The organism is Corynebacterium sp. LK14 (assembly GCF_008042215.1).
In the GTDB taxonomy this organism is placed as follows: domain Bacteria; phylum Actinomycetota; class Actinomycetes; order Mycobacteriales; family Mycobacteriaceae; genus Corynebacterium; species Corynebacterium striatum.
In genome coordinates, this window is the sequence record NZ_NOVQ01000009.1 from 521,291 (window position 1) to 541,178 (window position 19,888).

The 19,888-nt window shown below is 58.5% G+C and carries 17 protein-coding genes and 1 pseudogene; 6 read left to right on the forward strand and 12 right to left on the reverse strand.

What is annotated here, in order from left to right; translation table 11 throughout:
• The first annotated feature begins 73 nt into the window (after nucleotides 1-73).
• Both CHU71_RS05775 and CHU71_RS05780 read left to right on the forward strand, forming a co-directional pair.
• Nucleotides 74-1,192, forward strand: coding sequence for an alcohol dehydrogenase catalytic domain-containing protein (locus CHU71_RS05775; protein WP_147760456.1), 1,119 nt, complete (start codon nucleotides 74-76; stop codon nucleotides 1,190-1,192).
• A 96-nt stretch (nucleotides 1,193-1,288) separates the two neighbouring features.
• Nucleotides 1,289-2,854, forward strand: coding sequence for a hypothetical protein (locus CHU71_RS05780; protein ID WP_114976350.1), 1,566 nt, complete (start codon nucleotides 1,289-1,291; stop codon nucleotides 2,852-2,854).
• 351 nt (nucleotides 2,855-3,205) lie between these two features.
• Here the strand turns inward: CHU71_RS05780 and CHU71_RS05785 are convergent, their stop codons facing one another.
• The 4 genes from CHU71_RS05785 to gabT form a co-directional block, all read right to left on the reverse strand.
• On the reverse strand, nucleotides 3,206-4,558 hold the full coding sequence (locus CHU71_RS05785; protein WP_147760457.1) for a hypothetical protein: 1,353 nt from the start codon (nucleotides 4,556-4,558) through the stop codon (nucleotides 3,206-3,208).
• Between the two features lie 116 nt (nucleotides 4,559-4,674).
• Nucleotides 4,675-5,661 (reverse strand): alpha/beta hydrolase, encoded by a 987-nt coding sequence (locus CHU71_RS05790; RefSeq protein WP_100087135.1) that lies wholly within the window; start codon nucleotides 5,659-5,661, stop codon nucleotides 4,675-4,677.
• Nucleotides 5,661-7,121 (reverse strand): NAD(P)/FAD-dependent oxidoreductase, encoded by a 1,461-nt coding sequence (locus CHU71_RS05795; protein WP_101504891.1) that lies wholly within the window; start codon nucleotides 7,119-7,121, stop codon nucleotides 5,661-5,663. Before CHU71_RS05795 ends, CHU71_RS05790 begins: the two co-directional genes overlap by 1 nt.
• A gap of 34 nt (nucleotides 7,122-7,155) precedes the next feature.
• Nucleotides 7,156-8,481 (reverse strand): 4-aminobutyrate--2-oxoglutarate transaminase, encoded by a 1,326-nt coding sequence (gene gabT, locus CHU71_RS05800; RefSeq protein WP_101504892.1) that lies wholly within the window; start codon nucleotides 8,479-8,481, stop codon nucleotides 7,156-7,158.
• A 130-nt stretch (nucleotides 8,482-8,611) separates the two neighbouring features.
• Between gabT and CHU71_RS05805 the strand changes: the two genes are divergently transcribed.
• Nucleotides 8,612-10,156, forward strand: a complete 1,545-nt coding sequence (locus tag CHU71_RS05805) for a PucR family transcriptional regulator ligand-binding domain-containing protein (protein WP_223197501.1) — start codon at nucleotides 8,612-8,614, stop codon at nucleotides 10,154-10,156.
• Here CHU71_RS05805 and CHU71_RS05810 read toward each other — a convergent pair.
• Nucleotides 10,153-11,181, reverse strand: a complete 1,029-nt coding sequence (locus CHU71_RS05810) for a GIY-YIG nuclease family protein (RefSeq protein ID WP_101504893.1) — start codon at nucleotides 11,179-11,181, stop codon at nucleotides 10,153-10,155. The genes CHU71_RS05805 and CHU71_RS05810 overlap by 4 nt on opposite strands.
• A 193-nt stretch (nucleotides 11,182-11,374) precedes the next feature.
• Nucleotides 11,375-12,523, reverse strand: coding sequence for an ATP-binding protein (locus CHU71_RS05815; RefSeq protein ID WP_101504894.1), 1,149 nt, complete (start codon nucleotides 12,521-12,523; stop codon nucleotides 11,375-11,377).
• A gap of 377 nt (nucleotides 12,524-12,900) precedes the next feature.
• On the opposite strand from CHU71_RS05815, the gene CHU71_RS13180 reads away from it, so the two are divergent.
• Nucleotides 12,901-13,086 carry a transposase gene (locus tag CHU71_RS13180; RefSeq protein ID WP_362896820.1) on the forward strand — a complete coding sequence of 62 codons (186 nt, stop codon included), beginning with the start codon at nucleotides 12,901-12,903 and terminating at the stop codon, nucleotides 13,084-13,086.
• Between the two features lie 241 nt (nucleotides 13,087-13,327).
• The gene (locus CHU71_RS05830; RefSeq protein ID WP_080972411.1) at nucleotides 13,328-13,492 is read left to right on the forward strand and encodes an FCD domain-containing protein; all 165 of its coding nucleotides are present in this window, start codon (nucleotides 13,328-13,330) and stop codon (nucleotides 13,490-13,492) included.
• Here the strand turns inward: CHU71_RS05830 and CHU71_RS05835 are convergent.
• Nucleotides 13,482-13,853 carry a hypothetical protein gene (locus CHU71_RS05835; protein WP_101504897.1) on the reverse strand — a complete coding sequence of 124 codons (372 nt, stop codon included), beginning with the start codon at nucleotides 13,851-13,853 and terminating at the stop codon, nucleotides 13,482-13,484. The genes CHU71_RS05830 and CHU71_RS05835 overlap by 11 nt on opposite strands.
• Before the next feature lie 131 nt (nucleotides 13,854-13,984).
• Here CHU71_RS05835 and CHU71_RS05840 point away from each other — a divergent pair, with 131 nt between their 5' ends.
• Entirely contained in the window at nucleotides 13,985-14,584 is a 600-nt protein-coding gene (locus tag CHU71_RS05840; RefSeq protein ID WP_101504898.1) for an SDR family oxidoreductase, read from the forward strand.
• Nucleotides 14,585-14,647: 63 nt separating this feature from the next.
• On the opposite strand, the pseudogene CHU71_RS05845 reads toward CHU71_RS05840, so the two are convergent.
• The 5 genes and pseudogenes from CHU71_RS05845 to CHU71_RS05865 form a co-directional block, all read right to left on the reverse strand.
• Nucleotides 14,648-15,592, reverse strand: a pseudogene (locus CHU71_RS05845) (hypothetical protein); the annotation flags it as partial.
• A 58-nt stretch (nucleotides 15,593-15,650) separates the two neighbouring features.
• Nucleotides 15,651-16,843 (reverse strand): IS3 family transposase gene (locus CHU71_RS05850; RefSeq protein ID WP_370450494.1). Its coding sequence is split into 2 segments (ribosomal slippage): nucleotides 15,651-16,561 and nucleotides 16,561-16,843, totalling 1,194 coding nucleotides; the frame shifts between segments, so codons are not numbered across the junction.
• 64 nt (nucleotides 16,844-16,907) lie between these two features.
• Nucleotides 16,908-18,395: a DUF262 domain-containing protein gene (locus CHU71_RS05855; RefSeq protein ID WP_147760460.1), complete on the reverse strand. Its 1,488-nt coding sequence runs from the start codon at nucleotides 18,393-18,395 to the stop codon at nucleotides 16,908-16,910.
• A gap of 193 nt (nucleotides 18,396-18,588) precedes the next feature.
• Nucleotides 18,589-19,578, reverse strand: coding sequence for a putative toxin-antitoxin system toxin component, PIN family (locus tag CHU71_RS05860; protein ID WP_101504901.1), 990 nt, complete (start codon nucleotides 19,576-19,578; stop codon nucleotides 18,589-18,591).
• A complete protein-coding gene (locus tag CHU71_RS05865; RefSeq protein WP_005529127.1) occupies nucleotides 19,575-19,814 on the reverse strand; it encodes a hypothetical protein in 240 nt (79 codons plus the stop codon). Before CHU71_RS05865 ends, CHU71_RS05860 begins: the two co-directional genes overlap by 4 nt.
• Nucleotides 19,815-19,888: the final 74 nt, after the last annotated feature.

A 19,888-nucleotide genomic window follows, 5' to 3' on the forward strand; every position in this document is an offset into this window, starting at 1 on the left:
AAGGAAACCTCTGGCGTTCGTCTGGATTCTGACTAGATTGAGTTGCACATCACACAACCTCGAAGGAGTCCACATGTCTGACACCATCACCATCCAGGGCGCTGTGCTCGAGCGCTCGGATGCCGCGCGTCCCTACGCGGATTCGCAGCCGATTTCCATCAGCGAGCTTGAGCTCACTGCGCCGGGCGAAGGTGAAATCCTGGTCAAGATGACCGCGGCCGGCATCTGTCACTCGGACCTGTCCGTGGTGAACAACAACCGTCCGCGCCCGCTGCCCATGTTGCTTGGCCACGAGTCCGCTGGCGTCGTCGAGGAAGTCGGTCCCGGTGTGAGCAAGGTGAAGGTCGGCGACCATGTCGTCATGACCTTCCTCCCGCGCTGCGGCGAGTGCGATGGTTGCAAGACCGACGGAAAAATGCCGTGTGAGGTCGGTTCCAAGACCAACAACGAGGGCACGCTCATCCGCGGTACCCGCCACCTCACCCGCAACGGCGAGACCGTCCAGCACCACCTCGGCGTCTCCGGCTTCGCGACGCATGCAGTCGTCTCTGAGCTCTCCGTTGTCCCCATCGGTGCTGACGTCCCTGCCGACATCGCCGCGATCTTTGGCTGCGCCATCCTCACGGGTGGCGGCGCCATTCTCAACGAGATTGACCCGAAGCCGGAAGATTCCATTGCCGTTGTCGGCCTCGGTGGCGTGGGCATGTCCGCTATCATCACCGCCGCAGCACTCGGCGTGAAGGAGATTGTGGGCATCGATATGCAGGCTGACAAGTGTGCCAAGGCCATCGAGCTTGGCGCCACCGACGCCATGACCCCGGCCGAGGCCGAAGCCTCCGGCAAGAAGTTCACGGCCGTCGTCGAGGCCGCCGGTCACCCTAAGGCTCTCGAAACTGCCTACAAGATCACCGGTCCGGGCGGTCTGACCGTCACCGTCGGTCTGCCGGCGCCGGGCTCCACCATCGCCATCGACCCACTCGTCATGACTGGCGAGGCCCGTCGCGTCCATGGCTGCTACCTCGGTTCTTCCGTCCCGACCAAGGACATCCCGAAGTACGAGCAGCTTTGGCGCGAGGGCAAGCTTAACGCTGAGGGTCTCATCTCCAGTCACATCAAGCTTGCCGATATCAACCAGGCCATGGACAACCTCTCTGAGGGCGTGGCACTGCGTCAGATCATCGAGTTCGACTAATTCTCGTCCAGCCCCAGCTCGGGGCGTTCGCCAATCCCGGAACCGCGTCTCGAGCGCGGTGGCCGGGCTTCATGTTTTCCATCAGATTGGTATCTCATGTCTCATTCCGCATCCCAGCCTGAAGATCATCAGGCATCGAAGGCACTGGCTGAGCCTGAACAGGGCATCGGCCAAGAATCTCCGCACTGGAAGGCCGGTCCTTTCGACATTCGCCTGCCGTTTGTCCACTACCGCATCGAGTGGCCGGACTACGCCCAAGGTTTGTTCATGTGCGTCGTCGACCTTGGCGCCATTCCGCTCATGACCGAGGCACTCGGCATGCCCTTCGAGGTTGCCCTCGCCGTGGTCATGCTCAACGGTCTGCTCTACCTCACGCACCACCTGCTTGGCGACCCTGTCGTCCCTGGCTGGATCACCCCGGCTATCCCGCTGCTTATCGTGTACGTGCAGACCTTCCCCGAAGGCGAACAACGCGTCTGGGCGCTCATTAGTTTCCAGCTCTTGCTTGGCATATTCTCTATCACCCTCGGCGCCACAGGATTGGCGTCGAAGGTTGTGCGCGTCATTCCTTCAGGATTGCGCGCGGGCATCGTTCTCGGCGCAGGTATCGCCGCTATCTTCTCCGTATTCAAGGAAGATGGTCGCTTCCACTCGTACCCCGTGACCATCACCATCGCGGTGGCCATCGCGTTCTACCTGATGTACTCGCGGTCCTTCGCTGGTCTGCGTCAGAAAGCGGCCGGTTGGCGCTTCATCGCTTCGTTGGGCATCCTGCCAGCTATCTTCGTAGCTATCTTCGTCGCACCGCTGGTCGGCGAGGCACCGTGGCCGGACATCGAGTGGGGCTTCTCCAGCCCTGACTTCGCTACCTTGTGGAGCGAGTACACCATCTTCGGTCTCGGCTTACCGCCTGCGCACATGTTCCTCACGGCTATTCCGACCGTGCTTGCCGCCTACATCGTGGTGTTCGGTGACGTCCTCCAAGCCAACGCGGTGCTTAAGGAAGCGGACCACGTCCGTACTGACGAAGCCGTGGTCTACAGTCCGTCGCGCGCCCACCTCCTCTTCGGCGGACGCAATATGATCATGTCGATCATCGGCCCTGACGTCGCTATGTGTGGTCCGCTCTGGGCGGCGATGCACGTCGTCATTGTTGAGCGCTACAAGCAGGGTAAGCGCGCCATGCGCTCCGTCTTCGGTGGTGCCGGCTCTTTCCGCTGGGGAACAAACACCGGCCTGTTGCTTCTGCCCATTATTTCCTTCGTTGAGCCCATCCTGCCCATCGGCCTGGCGCTCACTCTCATCATTCAGGGCTTCGTCTCCGTCCGCGTGGGCATCATGGAGGCAAAGAACCAGAAGGACCTCGGCATCGCAGGCATTACTGCCGGCGTCCTCGCCACGCAGGGCGCGGCCTGGGGCTTCGCTGCGGGCATCATCATGGTACTTGTCATTTACGGCAAGGACATGTTCAAGGATGAGCGCGACGGCACGATCCGTAACTTCGACGAGATTGACCCCAACGAGGGCTTCGCGGATGCTCAGGCGGACTTCACTGAGCTCGCCCAACTCAATGACGTGGACGAGCAAGGCCGTCCGACCCCGCACTTCCACACTCAGGATGTAAAGACCGATACCTCTGCATCACGCGAGGACCGTTCCTAGTCCGTATCGACTCACGCCTACCGCCACAGGCGCCCAGCTACTAGAACTGAGCGCTTGTGGCATTTCTCTTGTCTGAGCCGCGGCGAACCGATGTGGGACAACGTGCACAGCGTGAGCGCTCGCTGCGTGAGCCATTAAAGGCGGGGAGACCAACCTGGACAACATCCTCATGCTGTGCAAATACCACAACATGAAAAAGAGAGACGGCGACGTCTACTGCAAGGGCGAGGACGGGTGGATTTACAAGCGGCGGGAATTCGGCCCCGCCGTGCCGTGTAACTAGCGCCAGCAACCGCCACTACAACGCGAAAGACCCGCTCCCCACGAGGGGAAGCGGGTGGCTTGGCGTGTCTAAGGGCGGGTGTGCGCCTTCTTCTCGGCGGCCTTCATGTCGTTGACGGAGGCCGCGGACTCGAGGTCGGCGATGTCGACGCTGTCATCCGCAGTGGACAGCGGGAGCGTCGAGGCGACGGTGATGTCCTCGCGGGCGTTGATCTCCGTAGCGATTTCTTCGATGAAGGTGTGCTCCGGGATGTTGGAGATGCGGGCGATGGCGATGATCTCCTGCTCCTCGTCCTGCGTGAGTGCTTCTTCGCCTTCGAAGCGCTTGGCCATGAGCTCGCGGGCGCGGCGGCGCAGCTGGGTCTCGCTCTCGAGCTCGCGGCGGTGCTTCCACCAGGACCAACCGATGACGAACATGCAGAGGATGCCCATGTAGCCCAGGATTGGGTAGACCCAGCCGATGAGCTCAGAGAAGCCGATGAAGGACAGGACGAAGCCGACGAGGACGATGGCGACGTAGACCTTGTAGAAGTGCTGACGGTGGCCGCGGGTGAGGCGTTTGGCCAAGGCATAGAACATGCCGATGGCCGTGTTGTAGATCATGCCGTAGATGGCAAACGCCATGAGCGTACCGAGCGCCGGGTGAATCTTGGTGACCATAGCGAGGGTGGGCATGTCCGTCTCCAGGACGGTGTCGACGGAGATGTACATGGAGCCGACGAGCACGGCGAGGAGGAAGAGGAAGATGAAGCCGCCGATGACGCCGCCGAGGCCGACCTCGCGGGAGTCGAGGAAGTTGCCGCCGATGACGATGGCCATGGACACGACGACGATGACCTGGAGGCCGACCGAGTTGATGGCCGAGACCCACCAGTTGGGCAGCGTCGTGGGAATCTCCTGTGCCTGCTCGTTGAGGTGCGCGAAGTCGGGCTGCGCGGTGAAGATGGTGTACATCGTGCCGATGGAGATGAGCACAATGATGAACGGAGTGACGGCGCCGATGACCTTGGTGACCTTGTCCACGTCGAGGAGGCCGGTGAGCAGGACGAGGGCCAGCATGATGCCCGCGCCGATCCAGATGTCCCAACCGAACTGCTGCTTCATATTGGACCCGGCGCCCGCGAACATGGCGAAGCCGATGCAGAATAGACACGTCATCGTCGCGATGTCGAGGACGCGGGAGGTCACGGGGCCGGAGATGACCGTGAACACCGAGTTGTGGTCCTTCGCGCGGTGGTAGCTGCCCAGCTGCAGCATGGAGATGCCGGCAATCATGACGCAGATGGACGTCACGATAGCGCCAACAATGCCCCAGTTGCCGAACGCGACGAAGTATTGGAGGGCCTCGCGGCCGGAGGCGAAGCTCGCGCCGACGAGGACGCCAATGAAGGCCATGGAGATGCCTAAAGCTCGTTGAATCATTGGTTTACCTTTCGGTCGATAGATATTTGATTGTAGGGAGGAGTGAAGGGAAATTCCTAGAGTTTGGTTCACGAAAACCCCAGTGTGAAGAAGCACTTCACACTGGGGCTTCGGGGCTACGCGTGCGCGCGAGCGTGGACGGCGATGAACTTCGCGATGTCGCTCAGGCCTTCCTCGCCACGCTGCATCACGCCGGCAGACGTGAACAGGCCGTGGTGGTACCCGCGCAGGTGCTCGTACCGGACGTCACAGCCGGCCTTGGCCAACTTGAGGGCGTACTCGCCGCCCTCGTCCGCGAGCGGGTCATTGTCCACCGTAATGACGTAGGCGGGAGGCAGATTCTCCGGCAGCTCGTGGAGCAGCGGGGACAGGTCGGCGACCGTCTTGTCCTGGCCCTCCGGCAGGTAGGTCCGGATGAACCAGCGCATGGTCTCCGCCACCATGGGGAAGCCCTCGGTCACGCGCTGGTACGAGGCACCAGACTCCGTGCGCTCATCCGAGATATCCGTGATGGGATAGATGAGCACCTGGCTGGAGATGGGGGCGACGGAGTCGTCCCCGGAAAACTCGTTCGCCAGGATGGCCGTGAGTTGACCACCGGCCGAGTCACCCGCGATGGCGACGTTGGTGACGTGCAGACCGTGCGGAGCGGAGGCGTCGGAAAGCCAGCGCAACGCGGCGCGGCAGTCATCGATGGCCGCGGGGTAGAGGTGCTCCGGCGCGAGCCGATAATCGACCGCCACCGCCGGCAGCCCGGACTCGACCGCGAGGCGGCGCACCGCAGAGTGGTGCGTGTCCAGGTTGCCCATGAGCCAGCCACCGCCATGGATGAATAGGATTGCGGGGGTGGCGGCGTCACGCTCGCTGTCGGGACGCGGGTCCGTGAGACGTACCCGAAACTCGCCTACCTCGAAGTCCTGCGTGAAAGGCTCCGTTTCTTCCGAGAGACCGTTCTGCGCGGTCGAAGCCACGTAGTTCTCGCGCACCGTGGGGATCTCAATGTGGTGAAAGGGGACCCCGCCTCCGGCGCGGAAGGGACCCACGGACTTCCATGCGTCCTCCGTGATGGGGCGGCCAGTGAATTCGTCAGCGAGCGTGTGCATTAGGCCACCCCGTAGTCAGCCAGCTCGAGGGTGCGGGTGAGGTCCTGGTACTCGGCAACGTTGCCGGACCAGTTGTTGATGACCTTGCCGTCCTCGTTCTTGTACCAGGAGGAGCAGTCAGCGGAGAACGCGGACTCGTTGAGGTCAGCCTGGATGCGGTCATTGAACTCGCGCAGGACCTGTGGGTCGACATCGAGGACCTTGTCCGGGTTGCCGCGCAGGAACTCCACGGCCTGGCGAATGTACTTGTCCTGCTCCTCGAGCATGGCCACAACTGAGTGGTGGTTGAGGTTCGTGTTCGGGCCGTAGAGCATGAAGAAGTTGGGGAAGCCGTCTACGGTCATGCCCAGGTAGGCCTCCGGCGCGTTGCCCCAGCGCTCGCGCAGGTCGAGGCCACCTCGGCCGATGACCGGTAGGTCTCCCTGGAACTCCTGGGAGTAGAAGCCGGTGGCGTAGATGATGACGTCGAACTCGTGCTCCACGCCGTCTGCGGTGCGGATACCCTTCGGGGTGATTTCCTCGATGCCCTCGGTGACCAGCGAGACGTTGTCGCGGTTGAAAGTCGGGTAGAAGTCATCGGAGCGCAGGATGCGCTTGCAGCCGAACGCGAAGGTCGGGGTGAGCTTCTTTACCAGCTCCGGGTCGTTGACCTGGGAAGTGAGGTGCTCCATGGCCTGCTCGACGCCTTCTTGAGCGGCGTCGGTGCCCTTGCGGGTGCGCTCGAAGCCGTCCTCGCGGGTGTCGTGGATCTCCTGGCGAATGGCGCGGTAAGACTCCGGGTTCTCCTGGAATTCGCGTAGCTCCTCGTCGGTGAAGATGACCTGGTTACGCGGCAGGATGTAGTTCGCGGAGCGCTGGAAGACGGCGAGGTGTCCGGCCTCCTTAGCGACCTCCGGCACGAGCTGGACAGCCGATGCCGCGTTGCCCACCACGGCGACGTTCTTGCCCTTGAGGTCGACGGTGTGGTCCCACTCAGCGGAGTGGAACTGTACTCCCTCGAAGGAGTCGCGGCCAGCGAAATCCGGAACCTTCGGCTTGGAGAGCTGGCCCCAGGCGCCCACAAAGACGCGGCCGTAGTAGATGTCGCCGGTGGAGGTGGCGATCTCCCAGGCCTTGAGCTCCTCGTTCCACTCGGAGCGGACGATGCGGTTGTTGAACTTGATGTGCTCGTAGAGGCCGAACTCGGTGGCGAGCGCCTTGAGATAGCCGAGCATCTCGTCTTGGCCGGCGAACATGCGGGACACGCCGAGGTTGAGGAAGTAGGAGTAGCAGTAAATGAGAGCCTGAGTATCGCAGGCGGCACCCGGATACGTGTTATCGCGCCACACGCCGCCGACCTCGTCCGCCGCCTCGAGGATGAGGAAGTTCTCGAGGTTGTCCTTGGCGAGCTGGGCGCCCATGCCGAGTCCGCCGTAGCCGGTGCCGAGGATGACGCAGTCGTAGATGTGGTTGTCAGACATGTTAGTTCTCCTTGGAGGGTAGGTGGGGTGTGTTTTAGTTCTTACGGATTTCTGCGGCGAGCACTTCGAGGCCGTCACGCAGGGTGGACTCGTTGATGACCAGTGGCGGCAGGAGGCGGATGACGTTGCCGTCCAGACCACAGGTGAGGATGAGAACGCCCTGCTCCTTGCAGGCGCTCGCGACGGCGGAGGTGAGAGCCGGGTTCGGGCGACCGTTCTCATCGACGAACTCGAGGGCGATCATCGCGCCGCGGCCGCGGACCTCGGCGACGGTGGGAAGCTCGGTGAGTGGCTCGAGGACCTCGCGGATAATGGACTCGATCTCGCGGGCACGGCCGGCGAGGTCGTGCTCCTCCATCTCTGCGATGGCCGCGAGCGAGGCCGCGCACGCCACCGGGTTGCCGGCGTACGTGCCGCCCAGGGAGCCCGGTCCCGGTGCGTCCATGATTTCGGCACGGCCGGTGACGGCTGACAGCGGCATGCCGCCGCCTACGCCCTTTGCCGTGGTGATGAGGTCCGGGACGAGGCCCTCGTGATTGCTCGCGAACCAGTCGCCCGTGCGGCACATGCCGGCCTGAATCTCGTCTGCGACGAAGACGACGTCGTTCGCGCGGCACCACTCCAGCAGCGCCGGAAGGAAGCCCTCGGCTGGCTCGATGAAGCCGCCCTCGCCCTGCAGCGGCTCGATGACAAGTGCTGCGATGTCCTCCGCGCCAATGACCTGCTCGATGGAGCGGATGGTGCGCTCCGCCGCGTCTGCGCCGCTCAGGCCGTCGCGCAGCGGGTAGGAACCCTGCACGCGGTAGATATCAGAGGCGAGGGTGCCAAAGCCAGACTTGTACGGCTTGTTCTTCGCCGTCATCGTCATGGTGAGGTTCGTGCGGCCGTGGAACGCGCCGTCGAAGACGACGATGCGGTTCTTGCCCGTGTAGTTACGTGCAATCTTCACGGCGTTCTCAATGGCCTCCGCGCCGGTCGAAAACAGTGCGGTCTTCTTTTCGTGGTCGCCCGGGGTTAGTTCGTTGAGCTTCTTCGAGACCTGAAGGAATCCCTCGTAGGGCGCATTGAGAAAGCAGGTGTGGGTGAGGTGCGACGCCGCCTCAGCGATGGCCGCGGTCACGCGCGGGTTGGACGCGCCGACGGTGGTCACCGCGATGCCCGAGGCGAAGTCGATGAAGGAGTTGCCATCGACGTCCACGAGGACGCCGCCGTCACCGTCCACGATGTACGCAGGCAAGCCCGGCACGAGGCCACGGGCGAGCTCTTGCTCGCGCTGCTCCTCGAGTTCTTGGCTGCGCGGGCCAGGGATGGTGGTCACAACTTTCCGCTCTTGCGGAATGCGGTGATTGAAGTCCTGCATGTCACTCCTTCGAGTCAAATTGAAATGTGATGGAAGTCATTGTGCCGACGGAGTGTAGCGTGGCATATAAACATTGTGTCGAAATGAAAACGCCAATTTGTACACGATGTATATAGGAAGGTGAGGTGTGATGACGCGGTCAGTAGCGCACGCGGATGCAGAAATGGGCGATATGCTGTCAATTTCGTGGCTTGCAAGCCGTCGAAATTTGGGTCTGCGCGTGGTCCATGATTCGGGCCGTTCTTTTGGCATGGTGCACCCGTGCGAGCTTGAAAATCCCGAAAAATATGTCGGTGAGGGCACCCTCGTTTTGCTCACCGGCATCGCTTTTCGCGATCATCCGGAGGCTTTCAGTGACTATGTCGCCCGCCTTTCTGCCGCCGGGGCTGCCGGCATTGGCTTCGGCGTGGGCGTCGTCTTCCCCGAGGTCCCGCACGAGCTTGCCGACGCCGCCCTCGCCCACGACGTCTCCCTTCTCACCATCCCCCTTGACGTGCCGTTTATTTCGGTCTCCACGGCCGTGCACCGCGAGCTCGCGCAACGCCGTGAGCGCCGTCTCGAGGTTCTTCTTGAGCTCCAAGGCTGTCTCAACCTCGCGGCCGGCCAGGGCCTGAACGGGCTCGTCACCCGCACGGCGCAGGCCCTCGACGCGAGCGTTTGTCTTGTGGACTTGGACGGGCGTGTGTCTGCAGCGGCGGTCTTGCCTGGCTTTGAAAACGTCGAGCTCACCCACGTTATCGATGACGCGCGTCATCGTGGTTTTGGCATCGCCGGCAAGGTGGGCGAAATCAATGTTCTGGCGCACCGTCTTTCTCCGAGCGGCAATGATACGCATGGTCTCGTGGCCATAGCCGACCACTACTTCGACGCCAATCAGCGCGCCTTGCTCAAACACGCCGCCGGCCTCGCTGAGCTCATCATTCGACGCCCACAGGAGCTGCGTCGCGCACAGCGCGAGCTCACCACGCTGGCCGTGTCTATGCAGCTTGGTCTCACAGGCCGCGACGAATCGATGCAACGCATCTTCCGCCAAGCCAGCGATACGGAAGGCAAAGTCCGTCCGGTCCTCGTCAAATCCGAGTCGGCACGAGCGCATGCGCGCTTCATTGAGGCGCTTGACCGCAATCTCGCGGAACAAGGCCGCCTGCTCTTCGCCGTGGAGGTCGATGACCTCACCTGGTTATTCCTGCTGCGCGGCAACCGTTCCATGCGCAATATTCAGGAACTCCTCCTCGACATCCGCGGCGGCAAACGCATTGTCGTTGGCTCACCCCTCGAGTGGTCGCGCCTGCGCGAATCCACTGTCCGTGACTTGGAGAAAGTCGCATTCGGCTTGCAACCTGGCGCGCTCGTGGGCCCCGAGTCGCGCACGCTCAATTGGCTAGGCGATGAAGCCGTTGGTGCCGCCGTCGCCCACCGCTTCGCTGAAACCTGGGGTAAGTTGCGCGAGTACGACGCGGCCCACGGCAGCGAGTATGAACAGACGCTGCAGGCCTATCTGCGCAACGGCGGGCACTATGTGCGCACCGCTGATGCGCTAAATACCCACCGACACACCGTGCGCAAGCGCATTGCCGACGCCGCCGAGATTCTCGAGATTGACCTCGACGATCCCATCGCGGTCGCGGAGCTCGTGGTGCTCGGCGTCGCCGGCGCCGGTGCATCCTCGTTCTAGCCGCGCTTTGTCGTCTCTCCGACATCGATGAGATGCTGGTACACCGCGTCCGTGAGCGCGCGGCTATGGAAGCGTCGGAAGAGCCCACCGTTGCGATAGCGCATATTCTTCACGGCGAATTCGCGCGCCGCCTGCAGCAACTCGGGGCGCTCGTGCATAACGTCGCTGAGCTTGCCGAGGGGATAGAAGACGGGAACCGCTTCAATCGGCTTGTAACGAAGAACCGAGAACTGGATGGGCATCTGACCGGGCTTCTTGGCTTTGCGCATGGCCGTGATGAAATCGTTGGTGTCCTCGTCACCGGGCGAGACGTTGAGGTAACCGGAAGGCCCCGGTAGATGGTCGACGCCGACCTCCGGGTAGAACTCGTCGTTGTGCAGGACGAGCATTTCCACCACGCCAGTATTGATAGCGGCGTACCGGCTGTTGCTATTCGTTGAAGGGAGATCGGTCAGCGTCCAGAACTCTTTCTCGGTATCCGGCGCGAGCGGAATGATATCGGACAGCGCGAAGGAGAGATCAGCCAGGATCTTGGCATACGTTGCTGCGTCGGTGGAACGTTGGACTTTAGGGCTCGGGAGCGGCCCGAGATTGGGAAACTCGCTAAAGTTATAGGCCTCGCGGCCCCAGGTTTCTTGAATCCAGTGCTGTTGCTCCTCGACGCTGATTGTGAAATCCAGCGGTCTGTGCTCGTTCGAGTCAAAGTTAAACGTGCGATTTCGAAGGCGTTGCCGCTCGTTTAGCTGCTCGGCAATCATGGTTTGCTCGAGCGGGCCGAGGGCCTCTTTCTGGGGAACACGGGCGAATCGGAGCGCAGAAATATCCGTCCATGCGGGGTGATGCTTCGAACCATGCGCGTGGGTACGGAAACGTTGGACGATGTTTTCGGTAAGACCGACGTAGCGTTCCCCGTTAGTGAATTCCAGAATATAGATTCCGCGCCGGAACCTCGTACCGACGAGAGGAGCGACAGGGGAGTTGGAGTCGATCTCCCAGCGCTTGAAATTGAGTGAGAATGCGGTCATGAGTGAGAGAAGGTAGACGTCGTTTTATCTCATCATAGGCATAGTGCGCGGCGTGAAAAGAGCGTGTGTACGCTCGCACCCGTGGCCGCCTCTGCTGGGTCGCCGACCGAGGAGGCGCTTGTGCGGCTGGGGGAGCTGTAAGCAGAGCTTTCCGATGCCCCGAGTGATCTGCGGCGTAGGGCGCATCAGGAGTCTATTTCCCTTGAATGCTTAGGAGATAGTCCTCGAGTCGTGGAAGTTGGAAGGTCATTTTCCGGTCTGCCGTTTCGATAACGAGGTCGAGGCTTAGGAGCTTTTGCCGGTAGTTGCTGATGTTTTGCGGCGAGGTCCCCATGATGCTGAGCACATCGGTATTCCGAGCGGGGAGGTCGCACTGGGCAAGGGCGATGAGGAAATCCCGTTCACCAGGGGTGATGTCGGCGATGGCGGGTTCGTGGACGAGCTGATGGAGCTTATTTGTTGCGCGCTTGATGCCCTCAGCGACGTCCTGGTCAGTGATATTTGTGCGACCAGACTTTTGGGCCTCAAAAAAGGACCACAGCCCAATTAGCTGGAAATAAAAGGGGTAGCCGCCGCTTTCTTCAGTTGCGGTGTGCAGAGCTGACTCGTGCCAGCTGAAATTAGCAATTTTCGCAGTGTCAGCCAGAACGGAACTGACATCGGGATCCGGGATTGCTCCGAGATCGATGCGGTTAGCGCGGCGAAGGAAGGTGATGGGATTGGAACCGTCCGGACTAGAAAGCAAGGGCTTCACAGCCGAGGGGATACCCGCCATGATGACTGTGATTTCACGATTCTCCCGGAGGAGGTGCTGAATCGTTGTAGCGAATTCGATGATTTCGTCGCGATTTGTGTAATGGAGCTCGTCCAGGGTGATCAGCACGCCGCTGGGCGGTTGACCGGTAATGGAATCGAGTTGTGCCTTGGCGTCGAGCAACGCGGTAAGGGCGGTACGCAGTGATGATTGTGTGGGGGAGATTGGATCAGTTTCCCAATTGATGGAGCCAATACCGGCGATTGAAATGCCGGAGAGGCGACGTTTGTCCGCTGGGGAGAATTCCTGAAGGTTGCGCTCGGCTGTATTGCGAATGCGCTCGACGACGCCCTGTGTAGCTGTTTCGGAGATGATGCTCCAGCCAAGTTGGGAAGCACGGTCTTCGACAGCGTTGAGAAAGACCGTCTTGCCGCTGCCGCGAGCACCACTGACGACGCTGACCCGTTCGTGGGCACCAGGACCGCCGAGCATTGCCATGGTGATGAGATCGAGCTCTTCCTCACGGCCGGCAAGAACTGCCGGACTAACGCCGAGGGCGGCGGTGAATGGGTTACGGATTCGTTCCATGAGTTTCTCCACTGGTTCATACCGAGAACTAATGTACTTCGATGTACTTCAGTGTACTTCACTGTACTTTGATGTACTTCGCTGTAAGCCAATGTAATCCGGTGTACTTCCTAGCACTTCGCTGCGTCTGCCGCGATATGTGTTTCGGAGATTTGGCTGTGCCCGTGCGGGACAAAGATTCGGGTGTTGTGCCCAGTAATGAGGCGACATTCTTCTTAGGAAAGGGGAGTTCTATCGCGAGAGCTTGCATGGCGATCCCTGGGCGCGGTGATCCTTCTAAGTCGTGCCTCTTAATGAATGGAGGGTGAGTGAGGAAGATTTTCGGTATGAGCAGACCCGAGAATTTCCGCGAGATTCCCGAGACTGCATAGGAAATCATCGCTCCACACCTTCCCTCTAGCGCCGGAAGAGTCGGCAGGCCGTTTTCCGATAATCGCACCATCATGGAAGCCATTGTCTACAGGTTCCGCGTCGGATGCCCATGGCGGGGTCTTCCAGAACGTTTCGGACCTTGGCAGAAGGTGCGGAAACGCCGCAATCTCTACTCGCACGGGAGTCTATGACGCCATTCACCGACGCGAAATGGTGCCCTCCCAAGCTTCCTGACACCCTCGCTTGACGCGAATCGGTACAAAGATCGCAACGTCGTCGAGCGATTCTTCCCCCGTGCCAAGAAGTGTAGGGGCCTTGCTACCCGAATTGACAAGCACGCCATCAACTGTCGAGGGGCATGGTTCTATTTGCCGTGTTTGACTGGCTTAACCCCAATTAAGAGACACGACATCGCAGACACGACCTAACCCGGTGCTTATCGATCTGTTGGAGCGCCTCATGGTCCACATGGCGCAGGTGCCTTCCACGGCGTTGACTAGTCCCGGACGCCAAGATTCTGCACTGCAGGAACATCGCGCGATGGTGAAAGCCATCTCCAAGCGTGACGCCGTTACCGCGCGAGACATCACTCGATAACGAGCGCTTCTCCACCGTCCTCGTCGGTTTTGTTGTACGCATGCTTGCCTACGAGCCCCAGTACCTTACGGATGCGCTCGACGTCACCACCACCGAATTCGAGATAGCACGTGCTCTCACTGGCGTCATTGAGGTCTTCGCAGAAGTCCTGGATTTGTACTGCGAACTCCTCGAGGATGTCCTCGAGCGGGTACTGGGAAATGTCCTGGGGTGAGTCGCCTTCGCCGAGCTCGGGTTCTTGCTCGAAGCTTAGCGAGGTGACGTACTCACGATCGGGTGCTTGCTGGTAGATGTTTTCTTCTACCTTGATGTAATCGGGCGTTGAATACTTTTCGGGTGTATACACTCGGAAATTCTTCATGCTTGCATGATATGGAATTGTGAGCGTGGCCGTAGGGGAGACGATATCGCGACAAAGGGGACGGCAGGTCCGTTAAACGCCCGCGTACACTGGCGCGCCCGTCGACAACGAATCTCACAAGGAGATTCCCCATGAAGTTCGTACTCATCGGCGCCACCGGAACTGCGGGCAAGGAAATTGCCGCCAACTTGAAGGAGCACGGGGTTGTCGAGGTCTCTCGTTCCAACGGCGAGGATCTCGCGACGGGCGAGGGTCTCGAGGAGGCATTACGTGGAACCGACGTCTGCGTCGACGCCTCCATCCCCATGCCGCCGGATGACGAGGCCCTCACCGAGTTACTTAGCGGCGTGGGCCATCTCGTCTTCCTGTCCATCATCAACCTCGACAAGCACGAGGTCACGAAGTTCCGGTACTACGTCGCGAAGGCGGCGCAGGTAAAGCCCATGCGTGAGACCGATCTTCCCACCTCGGTCGTCAACTCCGCGCAACGGATGGAGTTCGTCCTCAACCCCGCATCCTCGAGCGAGGAAGACGACACCATCAAGGTCGAAGATTGGCTCATCCAACTCATTGCGCTTGCCGATGCCGCCCGCACTGTCGCCCACACCGCCCTCGGCGATGGCAGCCTGCTCGCCCCGAAGGGCGCCGACATACTGGGACCTGACGTGGCTGCATACTGCACTGGACTCAAGAAACGGCTCGGGCTTGGAGGAGGTCAGGCGTCGAGTTGAGGCGTCGGTTTCAGTGATAAATCGGAAGATTCGATGTTCCTAACGAACGTGGTGCCTTGCGCTTTAGCGGTTCACGTCCACGGCAGTATCAATGTCTTCAATTCGCGCAAGCCACTTTGACATGTGTCCGTCTGCAATGGCGTGGAACATTGCGTTGGGGAAATACACCGGCGGCTTGTCATAGGTTAGACAGATAGCCGCAATAATCTCCTCGGCGCTGGCCGCTGCAATTCCCTCAGCTGTCTCAAGCTCTGAGAGCGGTTTCGTTCCCAGTACAGCGGCAGGCTCATCCGGACGGAACTTCTCTAACGCTTCAGCAAATTGATTCTCGAATTGCTGCGTGTCTTCTGGAGTGACGTTCTGGGAACAAAAATCGTCCGCCATGCTCTTGAACACGGTGAGTGCAGAGTACGTCGATTCGGCTTCTTCCTCGTTGCGTTGCGATTCGCCTGCTGTCTTCCTCAGCGTGAGGATGACCTCATTGGTATCTAGTTGAAGATGATCGAAGAGTCTACGGAGGAAGGAAATTTTCTGATCGGTCGATGTAGACAGGACGACGCCCAATCCTGCATCAACTTCGCGTACTCGGCTCGAGTACGCGTAGCCCGACTTAGTAAGCACGAGAGTTCCTGATGCTTGTTCGACGAAGTTTATGAGTTCCGTTCGGTAGCGTTCGGCCATCAACTTAAGCAGCATGTGGACGAACTCGGCCCAGGTTTTGACAGGGATCTTGATGCTTTCCCATTCGAAGGCGCTGATCGAGCGCCCAGTGAAGTTCGCATCGTCGCCCATCGGCTCAGTAGGGAGCATTTCGCGCTTGGGGATAAAATCGGAACTGGGGAGGTACCAGTAGTTGAGAGCGCGGCGCAAAAGCGCGTCGGTACGCTGCTCCATAGCTGTCCGGTCCCATTTGTCCTTCGTCTTTACATCGTCATTGAGACGATAACCGGTTTCTCGGAAGCCTTTCTCACGGTCACGCTTGGTAATGAAATTGGAGTTGGAGTACGCGGAGTTGTAACCAGTGACAGGGGCCTGACCCCCGGAAAGTAGACACGTCGGGGGTTAGCTATGCTGCTTGGGTCAGTGTAGCTGATGTGAGTGCTTCGAAGTCATCGGGGGCTAGAAGGTTGCACCAGGAGTGCCGTCTGCGCGTGTTGTAGCGCATGCACCATCGAAATACTTCCTGCCGGCAGCTTATTGGACTGTCAAAGACTTTCCGATCACGTAGAACTTCACGTTTTAAGGTGGCGTTAAATGACTCTGCCAGGGCGTTATCGGCACTAGTTCCCACTGCTCCCATGGATTGGCGTACACCAAGTTGGGTGCAGTGGTCCCTAAACGCCTGTGAAGTGTACACACTTCCATGATCAGAATGGAAAATAGCCCCGTCAAGGCTTCCGCGGACTTTCCTGGCATGAGACAAAGCCTCGATGACCAGTGAGACACGCATGTGGTCTGCGAGTGCATAACCTGCAAGTTTTCGTGAATAGGTGTCAATGACCGTGGCAAGGTACATGTTCTTACCGCCCTTACACGGCAGGTAGGTAATGTCGCCTACATACACACGGTTCGGCTCGTCAGCGGTGAATGTACGGCCTACTAAATCTGGCATGACACGGTGACCAGGCTTGCGCCTAGTGGTGATGCATCGACGCCGTTTACTAAAGCCTTTCAGCCCCATGGATTTCATGATGCGTGCGACCTTCTTGTGATTTATCGGGCCGAAATCCGTATCACTGTTGAGGCTTGCAGCGATGCGTTTGGCACCATAAAGCCCGTGCTCATCATCGAAGATGGTTGTAATTCTCGCACCAATAAGGGCATCGGAACACATCTTTAACCTGCGATTTTCGCGGGTATTGACCCATTTGTAGAACGAGGAGCGATTGAGCTTTAACACGTGGCACATCCGCTTGACCGAGTACTCGGTTCGGTGGTCATAGACAAACTGGAAGCGGATCACCAGCGTGTCTCTTCGGCAAAATATTTCGCGGCCTTGCGCAGAATATCGCGTTCTTCGCGCAGCTTAGAGACTTCGTTTTCTAGCTGGCGGATTCGCTCAGAATCAGTCGTCGCCTGGGCCTTGTCGCGCATGGCCTTCGTGCGGGCACGTTTGCCGGTGCCGTACTGCTGAAGCCAGGAGAAAAGCGAGGAACGATTGACTCCAAGCTCTGTTGAAGCCGCGTGGAGTGAGAGGTCCTCATTGTTTTCGTAGAGGGCCACAGCATCACGTTTGAACTGTTCGGAGTACCTAGGCATGGTGGTAGATTACCTTTCTTCCCAACCCAACCGGGCTGGATATCAGGTGTCCACCAAACAGGGGTCAGGTCCCAGTGAGGTTTCCAATGCGGTTCACCCATGTTTGATGAATCTCCTGAAAGTTCTCTCCGAGGTCTTCTTTCCACTGCGCATTGAGCGTCTGCGGCATAATGTGTTCGACACTGACATTGCCGTTCTCGAGCGCGGTTGCGATGTCCTTCGTATCGTTGGAATCTCCGTTTTCGAGAACATCGAAAAGATAAGCCCGCACGTTTTTGTGGATGTTGTACATATTACGGGTACGGAACTCAGCGCTAAATTCTTCGTCGCTGGGAATGCGTCCGGTCGATCCGTCGCGGCGTCGGAGCAGATAAGTGAGCACGTCGTAAGCCGTGTCTTTCTCTCCACGTATCTTCCGCATGTCGTTGTACATGGTCTCGTAGATCTTGTTGAGCGAGTTCGTCGGAACAGAAGCGACCGTCCGGCGGAAAATATGGATCTCCAGTAGTCGAATGATGCGCGAAAATTCGTTTATTGAAAGCGTGCCACGCTTGACGTCGCGATACAGCGGCAAGAGAAGCGGAAGCTGAACATCGCCGCGGATGAGATTAAATCGTTCGAGCTGTGCGTCGAGTGCGGCATTCTTCGTGTCTGATCCACAGATCTCGCGCATGACTTGGGAATACTCGTACATGTCGCCGAGTACCGTCTGGACATCGGAACTTTGTTTTTTAAAGTATGCCTTGAACTCGTCATAGACCTCGTTGCGCTTGGGAGTCCGCGACAATTTGATCGTTAGGTACCAGCGGATGAACCAGTCCGTGAGGTACCAAATATTCTTCTCCATCGGATTCCAGTAGTTCTCGTACAGCGTCGTCTGTAACTGGTGCTCGCAGCCCATGAGTATGAGATTGCGAATTTTGTCGCCTTCGCTCAACGCAAGGCCTGTCGAGTTGAGCGATTCGAAGATGCGTTGTGGATCATCGTGCGACTCTAGATCGAGAATCATGAGGTCAAGTCTCTCGATGACGTTCCACAGTTGATCGCCGGTGAGCTTGCTCTTGGTCATCCGCTCGAGGAAGTACCGGTAGTTTGCCGTGAGGTTGCTGTCCTCGATGAACATCGACTCATCAGCGAACAAACGCTTGTAAGCGGTTGCGTCGTTCTTTACAGGCTTGAGCTTGAATTTTGGTTCATTGGTCGAGCTGTTTTTCATGAGATAGCTAGTACGCAACCGCCGCGCGAGTTCGGGGTCTTCGGAAGTTACGACACCGGTATCCAACAGGTGCGTGAGCGCGAGGATATAGAGACTCAGCGTGGTGAGGCGCTGTTGGCCATCAATAACGACCCACTTGAACGATGTCTCGGGGTTGCCAACGATAGAGCCGAAGAAGTGACGTTCTCTGTTCTCCGTAATCAGAGTTTCTAGGTCGTCGAATAGTCGCTCACATTGCTTCTTTGACCAGTCGTAATTGCGTTGATAAACAGGGATAATGAGTTCTTTCTCGACGCTGTCGAAAATGGTATACGCCTGTTTAACTTCGCCCTTCATGCGGCTGCGGCTCCCCTCGCTAATGGTGCACGTAAATCAATCCCTTCAACAATATAGGTCGCAACGCCTGCCTGCAGCCGAAAGGCTGATTAGGAACTGAAGAGAGATCTTTGCACAAAAATTAACGAAAGGTGTGCGCGTGAAAGACTCCAAAGAGCTCGAAAATCATTGTGATCTGTTTTCTGGGTCTTGCTTAGTTTTGCGAACCGCGTAGTGATTGAACTGCCTTCTTGCGTACTGCATCCGTTGGAGGCCGGACTTCATTAGGCTGTAAAAATCGTGGCCCTATGCTGTGTGCTCTCCAACCATCAAGGCCGAGAGCGTCGTTCCCTTTGTTATCGAGAAGGTCTGGGCAACGCTCAAGTGTGAGGAAAACGGTGTTTTCTATCGGTGCAGTCGGCCGCAGTGCGACGTAGGAATCTCCAAGATCAGGTATGAGTTTGATGGCAACAATCTCGGGCGAGATGATAATCGGGTGAGTGCCGAATGCGCGGTTCATCAACAATGACTGAGCGGATTCGAAGTCTTCAAGCCATGCAGTTGCGGTGCCGGGGACAACGGCTTGGGCGAGCAGTTCACGGTCAAATTTTTTAGACTTAATGCCCTCTACTACCTCGAATAGGAAATTGGCGGCGTTGAAAATAGCCCGATTTCCCGCTGCTTCGATAGCTTCCCATCCGCTCTCACTATCGCCTCTGAGAAGTTCGGATCCCCAAGCCTTCCTATCCTCTAGGAGAGTGGCTGCCATTTTGCCATCGGCGCTGGTAATCCAAAGTGCGCTGGCTGCGGCTTTGAGGACCTTTTTGTCACCGCTAACAAGGAGGTCTCCGTTACCGTCTTCGTAGAGAGCGAAAAGGAAATTGTCATCGGGGTCATCGCAGATTCGCGGTAGTTTTTGCTCCGCGCGGTCCGGAACCTCTGTCCCGACAAGGATGATGGCATCGATGAGGGATAGGCCTTCTTCTACAGTGAAGCGCTTCCGAAATTTTGCTCTAGAAATAACGTCTTCAATTTCTTGGAGAAGGTGTTCGCAGTAGAGCAACTCAAATTTTCCTGCGAAACATGCTTCAATCAGCGCGCGCTCGGAGCCGCGAGGTGACAGCAAAGACGATATGAAGAGGTTAGTATCAACAACCAGACGCAACTTTCTGTGTGCTGCTATCTGTTGAAGCTCTTCGGTCACTTACCTGCCCCCAAGGCGGTACGGATCCTCTTTTCCATTCGCATAGTGGCGATTTCTTCATGAGCAAACGCTTCCGCAGCATCGGGATCAAGGGGCTCAGATTGAGCATCGATTGTGCGGAGAAGCCGACGGTAGGCTGCTGTAGCAAGTTCGTTGTCGCTAAGTACTTCGACAGAGGCGGCGGACTTTTGAGCGTTTTCAAGAAGACGCTTACGTGCTGCATCTTTACGATTCATGGATCTGCCCACCTTTCATAATCGGCGAAGGTCTGAGTCAAAAGTTAGAGCTTATTTTACCTGACATTACGACA